Origin of the sequence: Pseudochryseolinea flava (assembly GCF_003286915.1) — a bacterium.
GTDB classification, from domain to species: Bacteria; Bacteroidota; Bacteroidia; order Cytophagales; family Cyclobacteriaceae; genus Ohtaekwangia; species Ohtaekwangia flava.
Map to the genome: position 1 here is coordinate 117,877 of NZ_QMFY01000002.1, position 16,845 is coordinate 134,721.

Sequence of the window (16,845 nt, forward strand, 5' to 3'; positions counted from 1 at the left end):
AATTTAAATGCGTAAAAAAAATAAACATGAATACAATGAAAATGAAATCAATGTTCTATTCGCTGCTTCTTAGTGCTGCAGCTTTGGTATTCCTGGCCAATTGTGCTGGTGGCAAAAAAGACGAACAGGCTGATCATAACGAACACGTAGCGCACGATAGCACTGAGCATGCTGCCGGATCAACTGCGCCTGAAGCGGCAAGTGAACCACAGTTCCAAGCGGATGCAAATTTCCAGAATCAACTTGCTTCAGTCTTCACTTCGTATGTGGCGTTAAAAGATGCTTTCGTTGCATCTGATGCAAGTAAAGTTAAAGGGGAAGCAAAAGAAACAGAAGAAGCCCTGGCAAAAGTCGATATGAAACTTCTATCTGGCGCGGCACACAACGATTGGATGAACTATCTCTCTCCTATCCAACATGCATTAAAGGAAATTCAATCAGCAACGGACATTGAAGCGCAACGAAAATCATTCAGTGACCTTTCAGATAATCTTTATAAAAGCGTTAAGGCTTTCGGTCTTGGCGGAAGAGATGCATTCTATGACTACTGCCCGATGGCCTTTAACAATGAAGGTGCATATTGGCTAAGTGATCAGCGTGAAATCAAGAATCCATACTTCGGTGACAAGATGCTCACCTGTGGATCAGTGAAAGAAAAATTGAAGTAACCAGAAATGAAGCGTAGAGATTTCATAAAACGGTCCGGCATGTCTGCCCTCACAGCGTGGGTTGGATCTTCTTTTATTCTTCATGCTTGTCATACCGAAGACGACATGATCGGGGAGCCAAACTGGGTTGTAGAGGGTGCGTTTGACAGGCCTTTGACAATTCCATCAATCGCTGAGGGAAGTGCTGCGCTGAACGCACAGTTCAGCGTTGGTGAACTCTTGAAAGGAAAGTCAAGCAAAACTTTGTCGTATGCAAACGGGCTTCTTGGGCCCACGATAAAAGCAACCACAGGCGAAACTGTAAATGTATCTCTGCAAAACAGTCTTTCAGAAGAAACCAACATTCATTGGCATGGTCTCATCCTTCCGGAAAATATGGACGGACATCCGAAAGATGTCGCGTCTCCGGGAGGATCTCTAAATTATGATCTTCCTATTATTCAACGTGCCGGAACCTACTGGTACCATCCACACCCGCATGGACGCACGGCAAAACAAGTCTTTATGGGCCTAGCAGGAATGTTCATTGTGAATGATTCAGAGGAAGCAGCGTTGAATCTGCCATCCAATGAATTTGAAATTCCTATCATCATTCAGGACAAACATTTCGAAGGCAACAACCTCGACTACTCTCCCAACGATGAGGAAATCATGACCGGTTATCTTGGCGAGCAAATACTCATCAATGGACAGCATGCCCCGTTCCTGAGTGTTGAAGCAGGATGGTACAGAATCCGAATACTGAATGGATCCACTGCCCGTGTTTACAATCTTGGACTTACGGGCGGCAAGCAACTAATCATCATCGGATCAGATGGAGGCTTTTGCGAACTCCTGAATTCGTGTCAACCATAATGCTTGGTCCCGGTGAACGACTGGATGTACTCATAGACTTCTCCGGCTCAACCATCGGAAAGGAATTTTATCTCGTCAGCAATAAGTTCAGTGAGTTCAATGTACAAGGGAGACAATCTTTTAATCTTCTAAAATTCAAAGTCGACAAAAGTTCCGGTCGAAATTTTTCGATTCCTTCCATGCTCTCTGTTATTGATATAGTAAGCTCCTCGCAAGCAGTTAAAACACGTGTCATCGACATCGCACAGATGATTGGCGGCGAAGGTGGTCATGGTGGCATGGGCAGACATTCTATCAACGGAAAGATTTTCGAGATGGATCGCGTTGACGAAACCGTTTCTGCGGGCACAACCGAGATTTGGGAATTTGACAATTTAGCAGGTGATGAAATTCATCCGATGCATATTCACGGTATACAATTTCAGGTATTGGAAAGAATAGGTGGAAGAAACAAAATACTTGCCTCAGAAAAAGGCTGGAAGGATACGATCCTATTGATGCCGGGAGAAAAAGTTAAAGTGATTATGACATTTCCAGAATACACAGGGGTATTTGTCTTCCATTGTCATAATCTCGAACACGAAGACGATGGGATGATGCTTAACTATAAAATTATCTAAACAAGCCGTTCAATAACATCCAAAAACTTCTTGTTCTGTAGCTTCAGAAAGTAGCCTGATTAGCAACAAGACTGCGCTTTCCAATATCAAGTTTTTTCGCTTTCTTAAAGCCAAGCATATTGAAGATTCTAACCCGATATTTTTTTCAATTCGACATAGCCTCACAGAACTCCTATACATCACAGACGACAGCACCTATGGAAAATATACTCTTTGACTTTATATCAAAATACGTTTCTCTGACAGCGGATGAGAAGAACGCAATCCTGTCTTTGGATCTATTTCGCTCTGTAAAAAAAGGAACAATTCTGCTCAACGAAGGCCAAAGATCGAAAGACAGCTACTTTATCCTGAAAGGTTGTATTCGCACGTATTACATGGTAGACAGTGAAGAGAAAACGACTGCCTTCTACACAGAAATGGAAGTATTGACACCGCCTTGCGTGATCAACAAGACACCATCCGAATATTATGTAAGTTGTACTGAGGACACAATACTCACCGTTTCCAATGCTGATATGGAGGCAGCAGTAAATAGTAAATTTCCAAAGTTTGAGATCATGTGCAGAGTGTTGTCCGAAGAAATGTTAGCCAAACAACGAATAGATTTCGATGAGTTTAAAACTTCTTCTCCCGAACAACGGTATGTGAATTTACTTGAATCGCGCCCCGACCTTATCCAACGCGTGCCACAACATCAACTGGCGAGCTTCTTAGGTATCACACCACAATCTCTAAGCAGGTTAAGGGCAAGGATTACGGACAAAAAATAACACTTCTCGCTCACTACTTAACTTAAGTGAACGCGTTATGAGATTTCGCCAATCTAGTTTTGCATTATCGTTTCCAATAAAAACGAATAGCTATGCAAAAGAAAATCTTAACGCTTGCAGCTTCCTTAGTCTTGGCAAGCAGTTTACAGGTGTATGCGCAAGACCTATCAAAAGACGTCGCATATAAAAAATGGTTCATTGGCAGCACATTCTTTCTACTTGGAAATTTCTCCAAAGTAAATAACCCGGAGTATATACAACTGAACGTTGGGTATAGGATAACCCCTAAGCATGTTGTGTCCTTTGAATTTAAACGATCCATTTATTCTTGGCCAATAGGCATACCGTTTGGACCATCTTTCGATGCTCCGGGGCTAAATTATCCGGGGCATGCACGCATCCTTGCGCCTACCCTAGCCTACCAGCACTTTTGGTGGAAAGGCGTCTATACATCTGTTTTCGCTTTGAATGCTTTTGAAAAGTATATGAATGAAAACAAAAAAAAGATTGGAAACGGATACACCTTATACATAAACTTCCATCTGGGATACCAGTTGAAGTTTTTCAAAAACCGATTCTTTTTTGAACCCGCTATTGGATGTAGTTATTGGCCCATCAGAACGAATGTGCCTGAATCCTTTAAAGCAGTAGAGAAAAAATGGCCCAATTACTTTATTCAACCTGGGCTTCATTTTGGGTTTAATTTTTAAACCCGAGCACGAGTGATTGTAAGTTGATTAGCAGCCATGCGATTGCACTCAGAATAATAAGCAAGCGTCCTTCATTTCTTAACTTAAGCGAACGATTTTAATTCCATTACCAGTCGTTCTTTGCTGTATTGTTTAACATTCTTAAAAGATATGCAAAAGAAAATTATACTCTTTGGATTAGCCTTTGCGCTCGCAAGCTGTTTACAAGTGAATGCACAATATACCAAGCAAGACAGCACGTATAAGAAGTATTTTATAGGAAGCACTTTATTCTTGCTTGGCAATTTCGCTACCGTAAACAAACCTGATTTTATTCAACTCAACATTGGCTATCGCATTACAGGAAAAGATGTAGTCTCCATTGAACTGATCACTTGGAAATATGCATGGCCCTTAGGAATTAATCCAATGGTAGATCAAGCATACGGAACACAGGAAGAGGAATTTCCTGGCTACATCAGAGAGTATGGGTTCGCGCTGGCATATCAAAGGTACTTCTGGAAAGGTCTTTATGCAGCACTGCACGTCATGCCTACACTACAAACATTTGTGAATGAAAATGGTAATAAAATTGACAACGGGTTCCAGATATTCAATACCAATCGCGTTGGCTACCACATAAAACTCTTTAAGGATAGATCTTTTATAGAACCATCACTCGGTATCGCTTACCGTCCTTATCACACTGAAATGCCTGAAGGTTTTAAACAAAAAGATGACAGGTGGCCAAAGTACACGGGTGAAATTGGCATGCACTTCGGATTTAATTTCTAGAACTTTATTTCCAGCACGAACTATTACAGGTCCTTCGCGGCGACGAAAACTATCCTTGATTTTTCACTTCGACTCTTCCATCTTTGAAAGCCACGCCTCGAAGATCTACCGATTTGATCTGCCTGTCGATGTGCCCCGACTCCGACTGCACAAACAGCCTAGCCTGTCCGTTGTCTTCAATGACGATTTTATATTTTATCGCGCGCACAGGGATTTCGTACGTTATACCACGCACGCCATAGTGCTCGTTTTTGTAGGCAAGATATTCTCCAGTTAAAATCCACCCACCCCTTGCTACAAAGTCTTCATCACCGCTTACGACCGAGATCAGACTTCTAAGCTCGTCCATCGTAGTTGAGACATTTCCCTGCGCATCGTAGAACTGTTCAAATTCAGAAGTTATTTGCAAACCCTCGGGTTCCAGTTGAGCAATCTTTACCGTGCTTTCCTCTGTGAAGATGAGCGAGAAGTCCCCCTCTTCGTATTCGGCAACATGCATGACTAGATTCAGAGTGATTTTTGTAACGCCGCCTTTTTCATTGGTCTCTGTAGATGTGCTCGCAGCATTCGTTTCGCCAATTCCATCGTACGACATTTCCTGTCCTGACAATAATTTGACAGCTGCAGCGATAAGCATTTGGAAGCCCTGCCCGGCTTTCGCTGGATAGTGTCCGTAGAACTGAAAAAATAAGTCGTCGATTGGCGCCTTTTGCATGACCTTGTCGTTGATAATGGACAAATATGGTGAATTGAACTGGAAAATTTTGCGCCACGCGTGATGATACAAGCATACAACCACTCACTATTAGCGTTCGGATAAAGTTTTCACGTTTGTGTCCAAAGCCGGATCGCACTTTACGCTAATCAACTTCTTACATGTTTTACTGGGCTCATCTGATTAGTTTTCGTACATCAAACACTTCAACTCATCATCGACACAAATCTGCGTTAGTGTCTAACAACTAATTTCGGTGGATATTCAAACAGAACCTTGCGACTTTGACTTCGTTTTTTTTCCTTTTGCCTTAGCCCACAGATAGAATCCAGTGATTGCTACGAGCGTCAATCCAATACCGACAAAACTCAGAATCCCGCGCTTGCTGTCCCAGAAATCGTAGTCGTGTAACTTAACCATCCACATCCCAAACTTCAGATTTTTATCAACCTCCTCTTCAATTTCACCATTGTATTTATCGATGATGATTTGTGTCTCCAATGCGTCATCATACGATATGATATAAACCGATCGGATATTGTTTCCCTTCCTTGTCTCGTATGATTCGTTAAGTTCCACATACTTAACTTTCGCCTCTCCCTTTACATATTGACCGGCTAGCAACGTAGCCATGTTTTCATCAATCGGTGAGACCACTTCCCCACTCGTAGCGTCGATCAGTATGGGATTACCTTTCTTGATTCGAACATCGTAAAAAGCAACTCCAGCTTCTCGTCGAAAACGAACTTCCGATATCACAGCATCAGATCCGGCGCTCCGCTTAGCAATACTAAAAACACTATCCATCGAAACCTCAGGAACGTCAAGGGCATAAGAATAACTTGTGTTCTTAACTTTCTTATAGTCTTCCTTCCAGAACCATTTATAGTTTGCACGGAAGAATCCCGTTAATGCAGAAATAAGCAAGAACGGCAGCAGAACAAGGCCGATGTAACGATGCGCTCTGGAACGCGTTAGCTTTTTCACTGAACGTCCATTGAAAGTGTTGCACGATGTCGGATCGCCTCAAAGGATTTGCCGTTGAAGCTGCCTGCGCCTTTCTCTAGATAGATACATTCGACAATGTATTGTCCCTTCCACAGTGGGTTGAAGGTAACGATGCCCTTCTCGTCAGTAGAAAGTTCCTTTGACCATTCATTAGGTGCATGGAAGAAAACCTTAGCCTTCGACAAAGGTTTTCCATTGAACTGCACCGCAAATGAATTCTTCTCTTTCGCTGGACTGATTCTCAACATGGCTTCTGATGGAAACTGTGCCGCCGTACTTTGGTCTTGTACAACAACGATTTCTCTATAGGTATAATAAGTAGGCCTAACCACACCAATGCCACTTGCCGACCAGTCTACAACGCCGCGTACATTGTTAACGGCAACGATGGTATACTTTCCGGCAGTTGCTGGTACAAAGGTAGTTTTGAAAAATTTTTCCTCTGTCGTCAATACCAAAGGCAATTGCTTTCCATCGGGGGTGATAAGCCACGCCGTAACACCAGCGAGTTCGTCCAATCTCCCACCGCGAACTTCGCGCACACCTTCATTGAATTCACCGTAGAAGATACGTACTTCTTGCACCTGACCAAGCTTCGCTGGTGATCCAAGTTCAATCCATAAGTAATGTGCATCAACCGAGAAAGCACTTACAAACATCAACGTGAGAAAAAATAGTATCTTCATTTCTACCAGTGTTTAAAATTTAAAGTTTACACCAGCCAGGAAGTTTCTGTCAGGAGAAGGAATAATTCCGTTCCAAGTCGCCCAGCGAAGTGTGAAGTATTTTTCATCGAACACATTGTTTACGTTAAAATAAACACCCCAGTGCTTCCGGTTATAATTGATCGTAAAGTTCGTCACGTTGTATGATGGCACAGGTCCAAGTTTGCCATCCTCAGAAGCAACTTCTGTATTGGCGGCGTCGCTGTACTGTTTGCCAACGTAGTTATAAGAGAGATTGAATACGAGTTTATCTTCATTAAAGAGAAGTTTGTATCGAATTCCTGCAGCAGCCAAATCTGTAGGCGCATTGGGTAATATATTACCATCGTTTTCTCCACTTGTAAACGTCGCTCTCTGTTTGGTGATGTTGGCAAACAGGCTAATACCTTTCCATGAACCGAGTTCAAGTTCAGCTTCGATACCGCGGTGAAGGCTGCTTCCAGCATTTTTATTTACGCCACTCTCGGCAATAACCTTGTTATCAAATACCATTCCGTAAGCAGAGATGTTGAATTGTAGCCATTGTACCGGATTCGTTCTGATCCCTACCTCGAGATTCTTCGAAGTCTCTGGCTGAAGATCTACACCAGCATCGACCGTACCAGGAGCGAGTGCCGAGTTGAGTGCTGGAGGCTGAAATCCTCTTGAGAATGTTGTATACACTCTGCTGTGATCTTTAATTTTGTAAATCAATCCTGCCGAGTAAACGAATGCATCGCTTGTGATTTCATCTTGTCTTCCTTCAAATATTGCACTATTAGGCGCCTTGTACATCAGATCATCTCGCTTGTACTTTACACTCGTGTAACGCACGCCTGGCGCGAAAGTCAATGACGGTATGATGTCAAATTCATCATAGAGATAAAACTCATGAATGAAGCTTGTGTTGATTTTGTTTCCTGTTGTCGGACCTGTACGCGCTTCCTTATCTGCACCGGCAACATTGATGTCATCCAATCTATCTGTATGAATACGAACGCCGGCGATCAATGAGTTGTTATGGCCAGCAATAGGGCGCGTCAGGTTGTAGTCGGTAACATTACCAAGGGCATGGATGTCACGTAGAAATCCGTTTGCTTTCGGCGTAGCGTACGAGATCCACCAGTCGCGTTGAAAGTAGTTTCCGTACAACGATGTTGAAATGGTTTGATACTGCCCAATCGTTTTTTTAAATGACAGCGCTGTACTAAAACGTTGCGCAAAGAACTCGTCACTTGTATGCTGACTTTGTTTCGGATTCTGATCGTATTGCGCTTGCGTCAATCCTCCAGGCGTTTGTGAGTCTTCCGAAAAGAGGTTTAGGTATAAAGATAGTTCTGTAGTCTCATCTAGCTTGCCGCCAAGTCGAATGGTGTAATCGTTAACTTCATAGTCAGCACGATCTCTATAGCCATCGCCCTGCCGTCTCAACCCTGACAAGAAGTAGTTGAATTTGCCATTATCTGCACCTGTCGTTACTTGTGCAGTTGCACCACGCCAACTTCCATAACTTAAATCAACAGTAGTTTGAGGTTCTCTGCTACCTCTCTTGCTGATCATGTTAACAACTCCACCAACTGAGTAGCCACCGTATAAAACGGGCGAAGCTCCCTTAATCACTTCAATGCGTTCAACCTGTTGCAGTGGCACCATGTAATATGCCGCAGGGTCTCCATACAACGTCATCCCTATCGGAAATTTACCATCGACAAGCACTAACAAATTTCTATTTCTCAACGGATCCAATCCGCGCAAACCGATATTGGGCTTCAAGCCTCTGCCATCCTCATCGAGATAGTTTACACCAGGAATACGGGTGATGATCTGACCTACCGATTGCGCGCCAGATTCGCGAATCTGCGTAGCATCGATGATGTTCACCGTACCCGGAATGTCTTTGATCTCATCCTTAATTCCAGTCGATGTAATCGTAACCTCTGAAAGCTCGGTGCTTTCTGTGCTCAATCCGATATTAACAGAAACGTCGCCGCCATCCGGTACTGTAACACGTTGTGTCTGTGATTGGAAGCCCACTGCGGTCGATTTCAGCGTGTACGCTCCGGCAGGTATATTACTTATCGAATAAGCGCCGTTAGCATCCGTTGCTGTTCCGTGAGAAGTGCCTAACAAGACTACGGATATGCCGGAAAGGGCCTCGCCATTAGCGTCTTTGATGACACCGCTGACAGAACCAGTCTGAGCGAAAGTATAAACCACTGATAAACAAACAAATACACAGGATGCGAGTAGCGCACGCCGAGATGGGAAGGGATTCATGTTATTTAGATTAATTCTACGCCGCGAATATAGGTGGTCTTTAACACTAGTCAAATTTATTTAGACTGAATCTAATCATGTTGAAGAATTACCCGAGCGCATTCCTTTTATACATGCAAACGAACGATGACTTCGGAATCGGAGCAGAAAAACTCCCGCAGCTATCATTGCTTCCGCATGATCGGTGTAGTACTTCCCGTCATTACAATAAACATTCAAAGTATAAAGCACACACACCGGTACCGCGCAACCCTGACTAGCGCCTATTTGCCAGAGAAAACACCAGCAAAAAACTCGTTAAAAATTTTCGCTAATGCAGTTGGATTACTCACCATCGGCAGATGCCCCGTGGCTAAACTTGTAACTTCTGCCCCCAAAGTGTTCGCCATTTTATCTTGTAACGGCAAAGGAAAGCTGTTGTCGTTGGTGAGTTTCACATAGAGCGACTTCACCGCCGTTTTTTCATAAAACACTTTCCCCGTATACAACCCTTTCGCTTCGGCTGTAAAGCAACGGAGAATTTCCGTAGACTGCTCTGCGTTGAGATCATTACAATATTCATAGGCAATCGATTTTTGCGGCGGCTTTGTACCAAAAAATTTCATCACCAACGGCATCACTATGCGCTGCGGAAAGGGCAACGATGAAATAAAAGAACCTCCATGCCTCGGAATTGCAGCGCCGATACCTACAAATCCAGCAACCTTATCAGACAGCAAATCCATCAAGCTTAAACCGATACAGCCTCCGATAGAATGCGTCACAATCACAAATCTTTTATAGCCCCAACGCTCGATTTGATCCAGTGCGGCATTTCGGTAATCATTAAAACTCAATGTATCGTTCGCAGTATCACCCGCTCCTCGATTCGGAAATTCGATCGTCAATACGGGGAAATCAAGCTGCGGCTTAACGCTATCCCAGACAAAACTTCCTAATCCGGCGCCATAAATCAACACTACACCTATCTTACTATTTTCCATGTTCACGCTTTAGTTTTTATTACTTCTGTGGCGTAAAGATGAACACCGCTACTGACAACATTATGTCAGCAGCAAAACAAGTGTTAGAAAATTCTGAAAGATATTTCAGCTTACCACCTACAGTGCTGTTTCTTCATATTACCAAACGTTCAGGTACTTGAATTCTACGATATCAGTGCCCGGATAAAGTTTTTCACGCTTGTCCCCAAAAGCCGGATCGCACTTTACGCTGCTCACTTTCTTACATCGCTCATGCTAAATATTTCTGATCACCCATGGATATAATTGCAACTGTATTTAGTAGCTTCCTTTCAGCCTTGGTAGAATATTAAAATATTTACACGAGTATTATTGTGCGATACTATGAACGCTTCAACTGAGTATTGGAAATCGTTTACCTACCGTGACCTATCTTATGTGTTTAAAAACCTAAAAACAAAACGCTGTATGAAATTCGTTTTTTTCCTTGTTTGCTGCGTCATCAGTGTTTCCATGAATGCACAAATGCGTAAGGTAGTTTTCATATGTGAACATGGCGCCGCCAAAAGTGTGATCGCCGCTGACTATTTTAACAAACAAGCCAAACAAAGAAGCATACCTTTCGAAGCCGTATGCCGCGCAACAGCCCCTGACTCAACGCTCAATTCCGCAACACGTGCAGGATTAAAGCGCGACAACATAAAACCAAACTTATCGCCAAAAAAAATATCGCCTGGTGACACGGTTAATGCTGAACGTATCATTTTATTCACACCACTTCCAACAGATTTTAGAACAGCCGTAAAAACCGAAGATTGGTCCACGCTGAAAAATATCGACGTAGATTATACGCGTCGAAGAAATGCAATCATTGAGCAGATCAACATGCTTCTAGACGAATTAGAAAAACAGTAACTAAACTTGCAGGTAAGAAAAGCACGATCGCTGAGCGGAAATAAACGCGCAAAACAATCACGCGTATTTACAATCGACTTCATGACACTTCGGAGCGTTTAATTGATTATATTTAGTTACATAATCAATCCATTGCATGCCGCTTTACATGGATTTTCATAAGATCGACAACGTAACGGTTGACGGTGTTAAATCTGCACACACCGCCGATGAATCTATTCAAGCAAAGTATGGCGTTAAATACCATCAGTTTTGGGTGAACCAAAAAGAAGGAACAGTCTTTTGCCTCGTGGAAGGTCCTGATGCGAAAACCTGCGAGCTCGTGCATCAACTTGCACACGGAAATTTAGCTTGCGCCATGACGGAAGTTGAACCGGGTAGCTTCAAGTTTTTTATGGGTGATAAATTGACGGTCGACCATGGACTGACGCGTTCAGAAGACGGAGACGTTGATGACGGCTATCGTTTCGTGATGGTAGTGATGATGCGAGGAATGATGTCGGCAAAAAATACCGACCAAGCACAACTGCAACCTCCCCTTTGGGCAAAAGGAAAGATCACCGAACACATCAGCGCCCACCGAGGCCGTACAAAGAAGTGGCCCCTAGCCGACACGTTGATCGGTGTGTTCGACGATGCCGACGCTGCCATAACTTGCGCCAAAGAAATTCAAGGAGAACTTACCCGTGATAATACATCGCACGTTATTTTTAAAATTGGTATTACTGCAGACCAACCCGTGACGCGCGATGGCGAATTCTTCTCCAAAGCCATTCACTTGGCTCATCGATTATGCACCGCCGTGCACGACAACCAAATCTTAGTTTCAGCGTTGGCCAGCAGACTCTGTACCATCGGAAACACGTCGAGCGAATTCAAATTTCTTGACGCTACTGACGAAGAATTTGTATGCCGCTTACTCGACGTTACCGACCATAAACTTGCGCTGGAAACTTTTAACATTTCAACAATTTGCAAAGACATCGGCATCAGCCGGCCGCAGCTATATCGAAAAATTACCGCCATTACTGGGAGGGCGCCTAATGATTTTTTGAGAAACTTGCGTTTAGAAAAATCCCTTACACTAGTTCAGCAGCGCGAAAAAAATATCTCTCAAATTGCCCTTGAAGTTGGCTACACCAACCCTTCCTACTTTTCTAAATGCTTCGCCGAAAAATTCGGATGTACACCTTCTGAGGTTCTTGTGTCAGCGAACAAATAACGCAGTCTCTTTTCGGCTGCGAAAGTGATTTGAACAGTTTACGGTAGTCTTTGAACAATTTCGGGTAGAACCCTTTTTCTGTTCACCCCATCTTTACGCTACACTTTAATAAAAGATCAACATGGTACTCGCAGCAATCAACTTACCAAGCATCCTGAAGGAACTGGCACCAGAAATCGAAAAGCAAGGGCAGGACTGTGATGTAGAAAACAAATTTGCAGAAAAGAACTTCCGCCTTTTGAAGGAAAGAGATGTGTACAAAGCGCTTATTCCAATCGAACTTGGAGGCGGAGGTGTGCAATATGCAGACGTTTGTTATTTCTTAAAAAATTTAGCGCGTCTTTGTCCCTCGACATCTCTCGCATTGTCGATGCACATGCACTTGGTAGCGGTGCTCGTTTTCAAACACTTGAATGGAGACGCAATGGCAACAACAACATTGAAGGCGGTTGCCGAAAAAGATCTCACGCTCTTAAGCACGGGTGGTGGAGACTGGGTATCGTCGAATGGAACAGCGCGAAAAGTAGATGGTGGTTATACCATCAATTGTACGAAGTCATTTTGCAGCGGCGCGCCCATGGCTGATGTTGCTGTGATGAGCTGTGCCTACAACGATGGCACAAAAGAGCAAGTCTTGCACTTTTCAGTTTCCTTAACTACGCAAGGTGTTGAGATCGTCAACGACTGGAACGCCATGGGAATGAGAGGCACTGGTTCTAACACGATCCATTTCAAAGACGTATTTGTTCCAGAAGAAAAAATTACTTTGATCAGAGAACGAGGAAAATGGCACCAATTGTGGAATGTTGTTAGTACCCTGGCATTCCCGGTATTTGTTTCTCCTTATGCCGGAATTGTTGAAGAAATTATTAACAGAACCGTGGCACTTATCGCGAAGAAATCTGATTGCGAAAGCTTCTGCGCATCAAGCCTCGGTGAGATGCACAATCACTATCAGATCGTCAACATGGCGCTGCAAAGGCTTATTGACAATGCAAACAATTTGTCCATCTCCCCTAGTAACAACTCTGCTGCAACGGCCCTACAAGCCAAATCTATTATCACGCAACATGGTCGACTCAGTGCGCAAGCTGCAATGGAAGCGTTAGGCGGAAAATCTTATTATCAAAAGACAGGTATTGAACGGCTATATCGCGATTTGCTCGCCGGTGAATTCCATCCGATGCAAAGTAGCAAACAAAAAGAAATGCTTGGATATCACCTTATAGGAAGGACATTGGCGGGCTAACAAACGCGAAGTGTAAAGCGACTAAAGCATATAGCTCTGCAGTGTAAAAATTTGTAACGCGAAGGCTGCTTCTCAGTTGAAGTTGCGTTACAGGAACGTTCTTTATTACCTGCAAGACACGCGATGTGAAACTAACTAAAGTATATACCTGTTTAGATTTTATGAAACCATTATCGTAATATTGCGTTATAACGATATGGGAATCACAAAGTCCGAAGTTTTTAAGAAGCGCCAGAATCACATGGCCACGCTCGCAAAGGCATTTGACCATCCGGCGCGGGTAGCCATACTTGAGTACCTACTCACCAATCGTACGTGCATCACCAATGACCTGGTCAACCAGCTCCCACTATCGCAGTCTACAATTTCGCAGCACTTAAAAGAACTTAAGCAGATCGGCATTATCAAAGGCGAAGTCGAAGGGCCAAAGCTCAACTACTGCATAGACGAAAAAGTTTGGGAAGAAGCGCGTGATGTCTTTATCAACTTCTTCGCCAAATACGTCCCTAAAAACTGCTGCTAATTTTTTACGCACCAATAACGTAATACTACTATACTGCTATGTCTACCCGAGTACTACCCGCGATCGAACGTACCATTGAGAAACTCGTTCAAGAGTTTGATCAAATCTCCGACGAACGAAAATCCATCATCGCTCATTTGCACCACTTTGTATCTGAAAACAAAGCAGCAGGAAAAAAGATATTACTCAATTTCATTTGTACACACAATTCGCGCAGAAGTCACATCTCGCAGATATGGGCGCAAACGGCCGCGCACTACTATGGTATCGCAGGTGTTGAAACTTTTTCAGGAGGCACTGAAGCAACGGCATTCAATCCTAGGGCTGTGGCTGCAATGAAGCATGCAGGATTCGAAATTACAGCTGCCAAAGACGGCGATAACCCTGTATATCTTGTAAAGTTCTCAGACGAAGCACCGGCGCTCACCGTATTCTCCAAGCGATATGACGACGACTTCAATCCGAAGACTGGCTACGGCGCGGTGATGACCTGTTCACATGCCGACGACAACTGTCCGCTTATACCCGGCGCAAAACGCATTGCCCTAACATTTGATGACCCTAAAGAATTCGATGGCACACCACAAGAGTCTGCAAAGTATGCGGAACGTGTGCATGACATCGGACGTGAAATACTGTTCGCTTTTTCACTGGTAAAATGAAAAAGTACTACGCAGAAATATTAGGTACGTTTGCCCTCGTGTTTTGCGGGACCGGCGCGATTATTATCAATCAAGAATCCGGCGGCGCAGTGACGCATCCTGGAATTGCTTTGACTTTTGGATTGATTGTGATGGTGATGATCTATGCGTTGGGGCCAATCTCCGGAGCGCACTTAAATCCAGCTGTGACCATCGCATTTACAATCGCCAGGCGTTTCCCGGTCAAGGAGGTGTTGCCCTATATTTTAAGTCAAGGTGCCGGAGCATTCGCCGCGTCACTTACGTTAAAACTGCTATTTGATAAGAATGAATTTTTAGGCGCAACGATACCCGCAGGTACGGTACTCCAGTCATTTGTGCTGGAGATCATTCTTACATTTTTGCTAATGCTGGTCATCATCAACATCGCCATGGGTTCAAAAGAACAAGGCATGTTTGCTGGCTTGGCCATCGGCAGTACTGTGCTGCTTGAGGCAATGTTTGCAGGCCCAATATGTGGCGCTTCGATGAATCCAATTCGCTCCATCTCCCCTGCTGTCGTTTCTGGCCATACCGAACACCTTTGGCTCTACATTGTTGCACCAACACTTGGTGCAGCGCTCGCGATATTCGTTTGGCAGATGATAAAAACTGAAGTCAGTACCACATGAAGTACGATGTCATCGTCATTGGTGGTGGACAAAGTGGTTTAACGATGGGATATTATCTCCGGCGCACAACTTTGTCTTACATCATTCTTGACAATCAAAAAGAAAGCGGCGGTGCATGGCTTCATACATGGAAGTCGCTACGTCTCTTCTCGCCGGCGCAATGGAGTTCGTTGCCCGGAATGCTCATGACAGGTGGCACTGACTATTATCCAACAAGAGATGCTACACTTGAATACCTGAAAAGCTACGAAGCAAAATACAATCTTCCCGTTAAGCGACAAGTCGAGGTAATAAAGGTGTTGAAAGCTGACGATGAGTTTCAACTGTACACGTCGGATGGGCTATACACTGCAAAAGCTTTAGTGAGTGCAACCGGCTCATTCATAAATCCTTTCATCCCAACATTCGATGGGATCGAAATTTTCGGCGGACAAATTCTTCATTCGAGTCAATACGAATCACCACATGGATTCCAAAACAAAAGTGTCGCCATTGTCGGCGAGGGAAATTCCGGTGCACAGATTCTTGCTGAAGTCTCGAAGGTGGCCAATACACGATGGATCACGCAAAAAGAACCGAGATTCCTGCCCGATCATATCGACGGACGTTTTCTCTTCGACGCTGCATCACAAATGTATGAAGCGCAAAAGGCAGGCAAACACTTCAAACCTCCATCGCTGGGCGACATTGTAATGGTTGAATCGGTGAAAGATGCGCGCCAAAGAAATGTATTAAAAAGTATAAGACCGTTCGATCATTTTAAAAAAGACGCAATTGTATGGGCCGATGGCCACGAAGAAAAAATTGACGTGATCATCTTCTGTACTGGATTTAAACCCGGACTATCATTTCTGAATTCGCTTGACGTAGTGAACAGCGAGGGCAAAGCTGACACCGAAGGTACCAAGTCAAAGAAGGTCGATGGTCTTTGGCTTGTTGGATATGGAAACTGGACTGGATTTGCCTCCGCCACACTCATCGGTGTTGGCAGAACAGCAAAAAAAACCGTCGACGAAATTGCCGGATATTTATCTACACGAGAACTACCAAAACCATGAGTCTTATCATCAGACTATTCAAACCGGATGACTGGACTGCCGTGCGTGACATTTACGAGCAAGGGTTACGCACGAGAAATGCTACGTTCGAGACTGACGTTCCCGAATATGAAGTGTGGATAAAGAAATTCCATTCGCATTTACTATGGGTCGCTGTTAAGGGAGATGAAATCATTGGTTGGGCTGGACTTCAGCCAGTATCGTTACGAAAGGTGTATGCAGGTGTCGTCGAGGTGACGATCTACGTTGATTCGGCCGCAGCCGGAAAAGGCGTTGGCACTGCGCTCATGAAACATCTCATCACAGAAAGTGAAAAAGCAGGAGTGTGGACTTTATTCGCTTCAATCTTTCCAGAAAATATTCCAAGCATCCGACTTCACGCCGCCAACGGTTTTAGAGAAATCGGATACAGGGAAAAAATAGGCCAACTGGATGGAATATGGCGCAATACTGTTCTTTTTGAAAGGAGAAGTAAAATAGTTGGACTTTAATGGTGTCTT

General features: G+C 43.9%; 19 protein-coding genes. 14 read left to right on the forward strand and 5 right to left on the reverse strand.

The genetic code is table 11. From position 1 onward, the window contains the following. Positions 1-26 precede the first annotated feature (26 nt). The 6 genes from DQQ10_RS05815 to DQQ10_RS05840 all read left to right on the forward strand — a co-directional run bounded on the left by DQQ10_RS05815 (position 27) and on the right by DQQ10_RS05840 (position 4,400). Positions 27-668, forward strand: a complete 642-nt coding sequence (locus DQQ10_RS05815; RefSeq protein ID WP_112745893.1) for a DUF3347 domain-containing protein — start codon at positions 27-29, stop codon at positions 666-668. 39 nt (positions 669-707) lie between these two features. Continuing rightward, on the forward strand, positions 708-1,523 hold the full coding sequence (locus DQQ10_RS05820) for a multicopper oxidase family protein (RefSeq protein ID WP_165823809.1): 816 nt from the start codon (positions 708-710) through the stop codon (positions 1,521-1,523). Beyond that, positions 1,511-2,143, forward strand: coding sequence for a multicopper oxidase family protein (locus DQQ10_RS05825; protein WP_165823810.1), 633 nt, complete (start codon positions 1,511-1,513; stop codon positions 2,141-2,143). The genes DQQ10_RS05820 and DQQ10_RS05825 overlap by 13 nt, the downstream gene beginning before the upstream one ends. A gap of 197 nt (positions 2,144-2,340) precedes the next feature. Next, the gene (locus DQQ10_RS05830; protein ID WP_112746227.1) at positions 2,341-2,916 is read left to right on the forward strand and encodes a Crp/Fnr family transcriptional regulator; all 576 of its coding nucleotides are present in this window, start codon (positions 2,341-2,343) and stop codon (positions 2,914-2,916) included. A gap of 92 nt (positions 2,917-3,008) precedes the next feature. Further along, on the forward strand, positions 3,009-3,626 hold the full coding sequence (locus DQQ10_RS05835; protein WP_112745896.1) for a hypothetical protein: 618 nt from the start codon (positions 3,009-3,011) through the stop codon (positions 3,624-3,626). 150 nt (positions 3,627-3,776) lie between these two features. Beyond that, a complete protein-coding gene (locus tag DQQ10_RS05840) occupies positions 3,777-4,400 on the forward strand; it encodes a hypothetical protein (RefSeq protein WP_112745897.1) in 624 nt (207 codons plus the stop codon). Between the two features lie 49 nt (positions 4,401-4,449). On the opposite strand, the gene DQQ10_RS05845 is transcribed toward DQQ10_RS05840, so the two are convergent. From DQQ10_RS05845 to DQQ10_RS05865, 5 genes are all read right to left on the reverse strand, one after another. Continuing rightward, complete coding sequence (locus DQQ10_RS05845) at positions 4,450-5,115, reverse strand: hypothetical protein (RefSeq protein WP_112745898.1); 666 nt, start codon at positions 5,113-5,115, stop codon at positions 4,450-4,452. A 264-nt stretch (positions 5,116-5,379) separates the two neighbouring features. After that, positions 5,380-6,102, reverse strand: coding sequence for a PepSY-associated TM helix domain-containing protein (locus tag DQQ10_RS05850; RefSeq protein WP_112745899.1), 723 nt, complete (start codon positions 6,100-6,102; stop codon positions 5,380-5,382). Further along, a complete protein-coding gene (locus tag DQQ10_RS05855) occupies positions 6,099-6,809 on the reverse strand; it encodes a DUF4198 domain-containing protein (RefSeq protein ID WP_112745900.1) in 711 nt (236 codons plus the stop codon). The genes DQQ10_RS05850 and DQQ10_RS05855 overlap by 4 nt, the downstream gene beginning before the upstream one ends. A 12-nt stretch (positions 6,810-6,821) precedes the next feature. Beyond that, positions 6,822-9,104, reverse strand: a complete 2,283-nt coding sequence (locus DQQ10_RS05860; protein WP_112745901.1) for a TonB-dependent receptor — start codon at positions 9,102-9,104, stop codon at positions 6,822-6,824. A gap of 263 nt (positions 9,105-9,367) precedes the next feature. After that, positions 9,368-10,087 (reverse strand): alpha/beta fold hydrolase, encoded by a 720-nt coding sequence (locus DQQ10_RS05865; protein WP_112745902.1) that lies wholly within the window; start codon positions 10,085-10,087, stop codon positions 9,368-9,370. A 447-nt stretch (positions 10,088-10,534) separates the two neighbouring features. Here DQQ10_RS05865 and DQQ10_RS05870 point away from each other — a divergent pair, with 447 nt between their 5' ends. From DQQ10_RS05870 to DQQ10_RS05905, 8 genes are all read left to right on the forward strand, one after another. After that, positions 10,535-10,981: a hypothetical protein gene (locus tag DQQ10_RS05870; protein ID WP_133259545.1), complete on the forward strand. Its 447-nt coding sequence runs from the start codon at positions 10,535-10,537 to the stop codon at positions 10,979-10,981. A gap of 136 nt (positions 10,982-11,117) precedes the next feature. Further along, positions 11,118-12,203 carry a nickel-binding protein gene (locus DQQ10_RS05875; RefSeq protein WP_112745904.1) on the forward strand — a complete coding sequence of 362 codons (1,086 nt, stop codon included), beginning with the start codon at positions 11,118-11,120 and terminating at the stop codon, positions 12,201-12,203. Positions 12,204-12,324: 121 nt separating this feature from the next. Continuing rightward, positions 12,325-13,452 (forward strand): acyl-CoA dehydrogenase family protein, encoded by a 1,128-nt coding sequence (locus tag DQQ10_RS05880; RefSeq protein ID WP_112745905.1) that lies wholly within the window; start codon positions 12,325-12,327, stop codon positions 13,450-13,452. A 196-nt stretch (positions 13,453-13,648) separates the two neighbouring features. Next, on the forward strand, positions 13,649-13,975 hold the full coding sequence (locus tag DQQ10_RS05885; protein ID WP_112745906.1) for an ArsR/SmtB family transcription factor: 327 nt from the start codon (positions 13,649-13,651) through the stop codon (positions 13,973-13,975). Between the two features lie 38 nt (positions 13,976-14,013). After that, on the forward strand, positions 14,014-14,637 hold the full coding sequence (locus tag DQQ10_RS05890; protein ID WP_112745907.1) for a low molecular weight phosphatase family protein: 624 nt from the start codon (positions 14,014-14,016) through the stop codon (positions 14,635-14,637). After that, positions 14,634-15,287, forward strand: a complete 654-nt coding sequence (locus tag DQQ10_RS05895; protein WP_112745908.1) for an aquaporin — start codon at positions 14,634-14,636, stop codon at positions 15,285-15,287. The genes DQQ10_RS05890 and DQQ10_RS05895 overlap by 4 nt, the downstream gene beginning before the upstream one ends. Beyond that, positions 15,284-16,345, forward strand: coding sequence for an ArsO family NAD(P)H-dependent flavin-containing monooxygenase (locus tag DQQ10_RS05900; protein WP_112745909.1), 1,062 nt, complete (start codon positions 15,284-15,286; stop codon positions 16,343-16,345). Before DQQ10_RS05895 ends, DQQ10_RS05900 begins: the two co-directional genes overlap by 4 nt. Further along, positions 16,342-16,836 (forward strand): GNAT family N-acetyltransferase, encoded by a 495-nt coding sequence (locus tag DQQ10_RS05905; protein WP_112745910.1) that lies wholly within the window; start codon positions 16,342-16,344, stop codon positions 16,834-16,836. Before DQQ10_RS05900 ends, DQQ10_RS05905 begins: the two co-directional genes overlap by 4 nt. Positions 16,837-16,845: the final 9 nt, after the last annotated feature.

Excerpts from the sequence above, each read along its gene's own strand:
- DQQ10_RS05815 (WP_112745893.1), top strand. The coding sequence starts at position 27 with ATGAATACAATGAAAATGAAATCAATGTTCTATTCGCTGCTTCTTAGT.
- DQQ10_RS05820 (WP_165823809.1), top strand. The coding sequence starts at position 708 with ATGTCTGCCCTCACAGCGTGGGTTGGATCTTCTTTTATTCTTCATGCT.
- DQQ10_RS05830 (WP_112746227.1), top strand. The coding sequence starts at position 2,341 with ATGGAAAATATACTCTTTGACTTTATATCAAAATACGTTTCTCTGACA.
- DQQ10_RS05835 (WP_112745896.1), top strand. The coding sequence starts at position 3,009 with ATGCAAAAGAAAATCTTAACGCTTGCAGCTTCCTTAGTCTTGGCAAGC.
- DQQ10_RS05840 (WP_112745897.1), top strand. The coding sequence starts at position 3,777 with ATGCAAAAGAAAATTATACTCTTTGGATTAGCCTTTGCGCTCGCAAGC.
- DQQ10_RS05845 (WP_112745898.1), bottom strand. The coding sequence starts at position 5,115 with ATGCAAAAGGCGCCAATCGACGACTTATTTTTTCAGTTCTACGGACAC.
- DQQ10_RS05855 (WP_112745900.1), bottom strand. The coding sequence starts at position 6,809 with ATGAAGATACTATTTTTTCTCACGTTGATGTTTGTAAGTGCTTTCTCG.
- DQQ10_RS05860 (WP_112745901.1), bottom strand. The coding sequence starts at position 9,104 with ATGAATCCCTTCCCATCTCGGCGTGCGCTACTCGCATCCTGTGTATTT.
- DQQ10_RS05865 (WP_112745902.1), bottom strand. The coding sequence starts at position 10,087 with ATGGAAAATAGTAAGATAGGTGTAGTGTTGATTTATGGCGCCGGATTA.
- DQQ10_RS05870 (WP_133259545.1), top strand. The coding sequence starts at position 10,535 with ATGAAATTCGTTTTTTTCCTTGTTTGCTGCGTCATCAGTGTTTCCATG.
- DQQ10_RS05875 (WP_112745904.1), top strand. The coding sequence starts at position 11,118 with ATGCCGCTTTACATGGATTTTCATAAGATCGACAACGTAACGGTTGAC.
- DQQ10_RS05880 (WP_112745905.1), top strand. The coding sequence starts at position 12,325 with ATGGTACTCGCAGCAATCAACTTACCAAGCATCCTGAAGGAACTGGCA.
- DQQ10_RS05885 (WP_112745906.1), top strand. The coding sequence starts at position 13,649 with ATGGGAATCACAAAGTCCGAAGTTTTTAAGAAGCGCCAGAATCACATG.
- DQQ10_RS05890 (WP_112745907.1), top strand. The coding sequence starts at position 14,014 with ATGTCTACCCGAGTACTACCCGCGATCGAACGTACCATTGAGAAACTC.
- DQQ10_RS05895 (WP_112745908.1), top strand. The coding sequence starts at position 14,634 with ATGAAAAAGTACTACGCAGAAATATTAGGTACGTTTGCCCTCGTGTTT.
- DQQ10_RS05900 (WP_112745909.1), top strand. The coding sequence starts at position 15,284 with ATGAAGTACGATGTCATCGTCATTGGTGGTGGACAAAGTGGTTTAACG.
- DQQ10_RS05905 (WP_112745910.1), top strand. The coding sequence starts at position 16,342 with ATGAGTCTTATCATCAGACTATTCAAACCGGATGACTGGACTGCCGTG.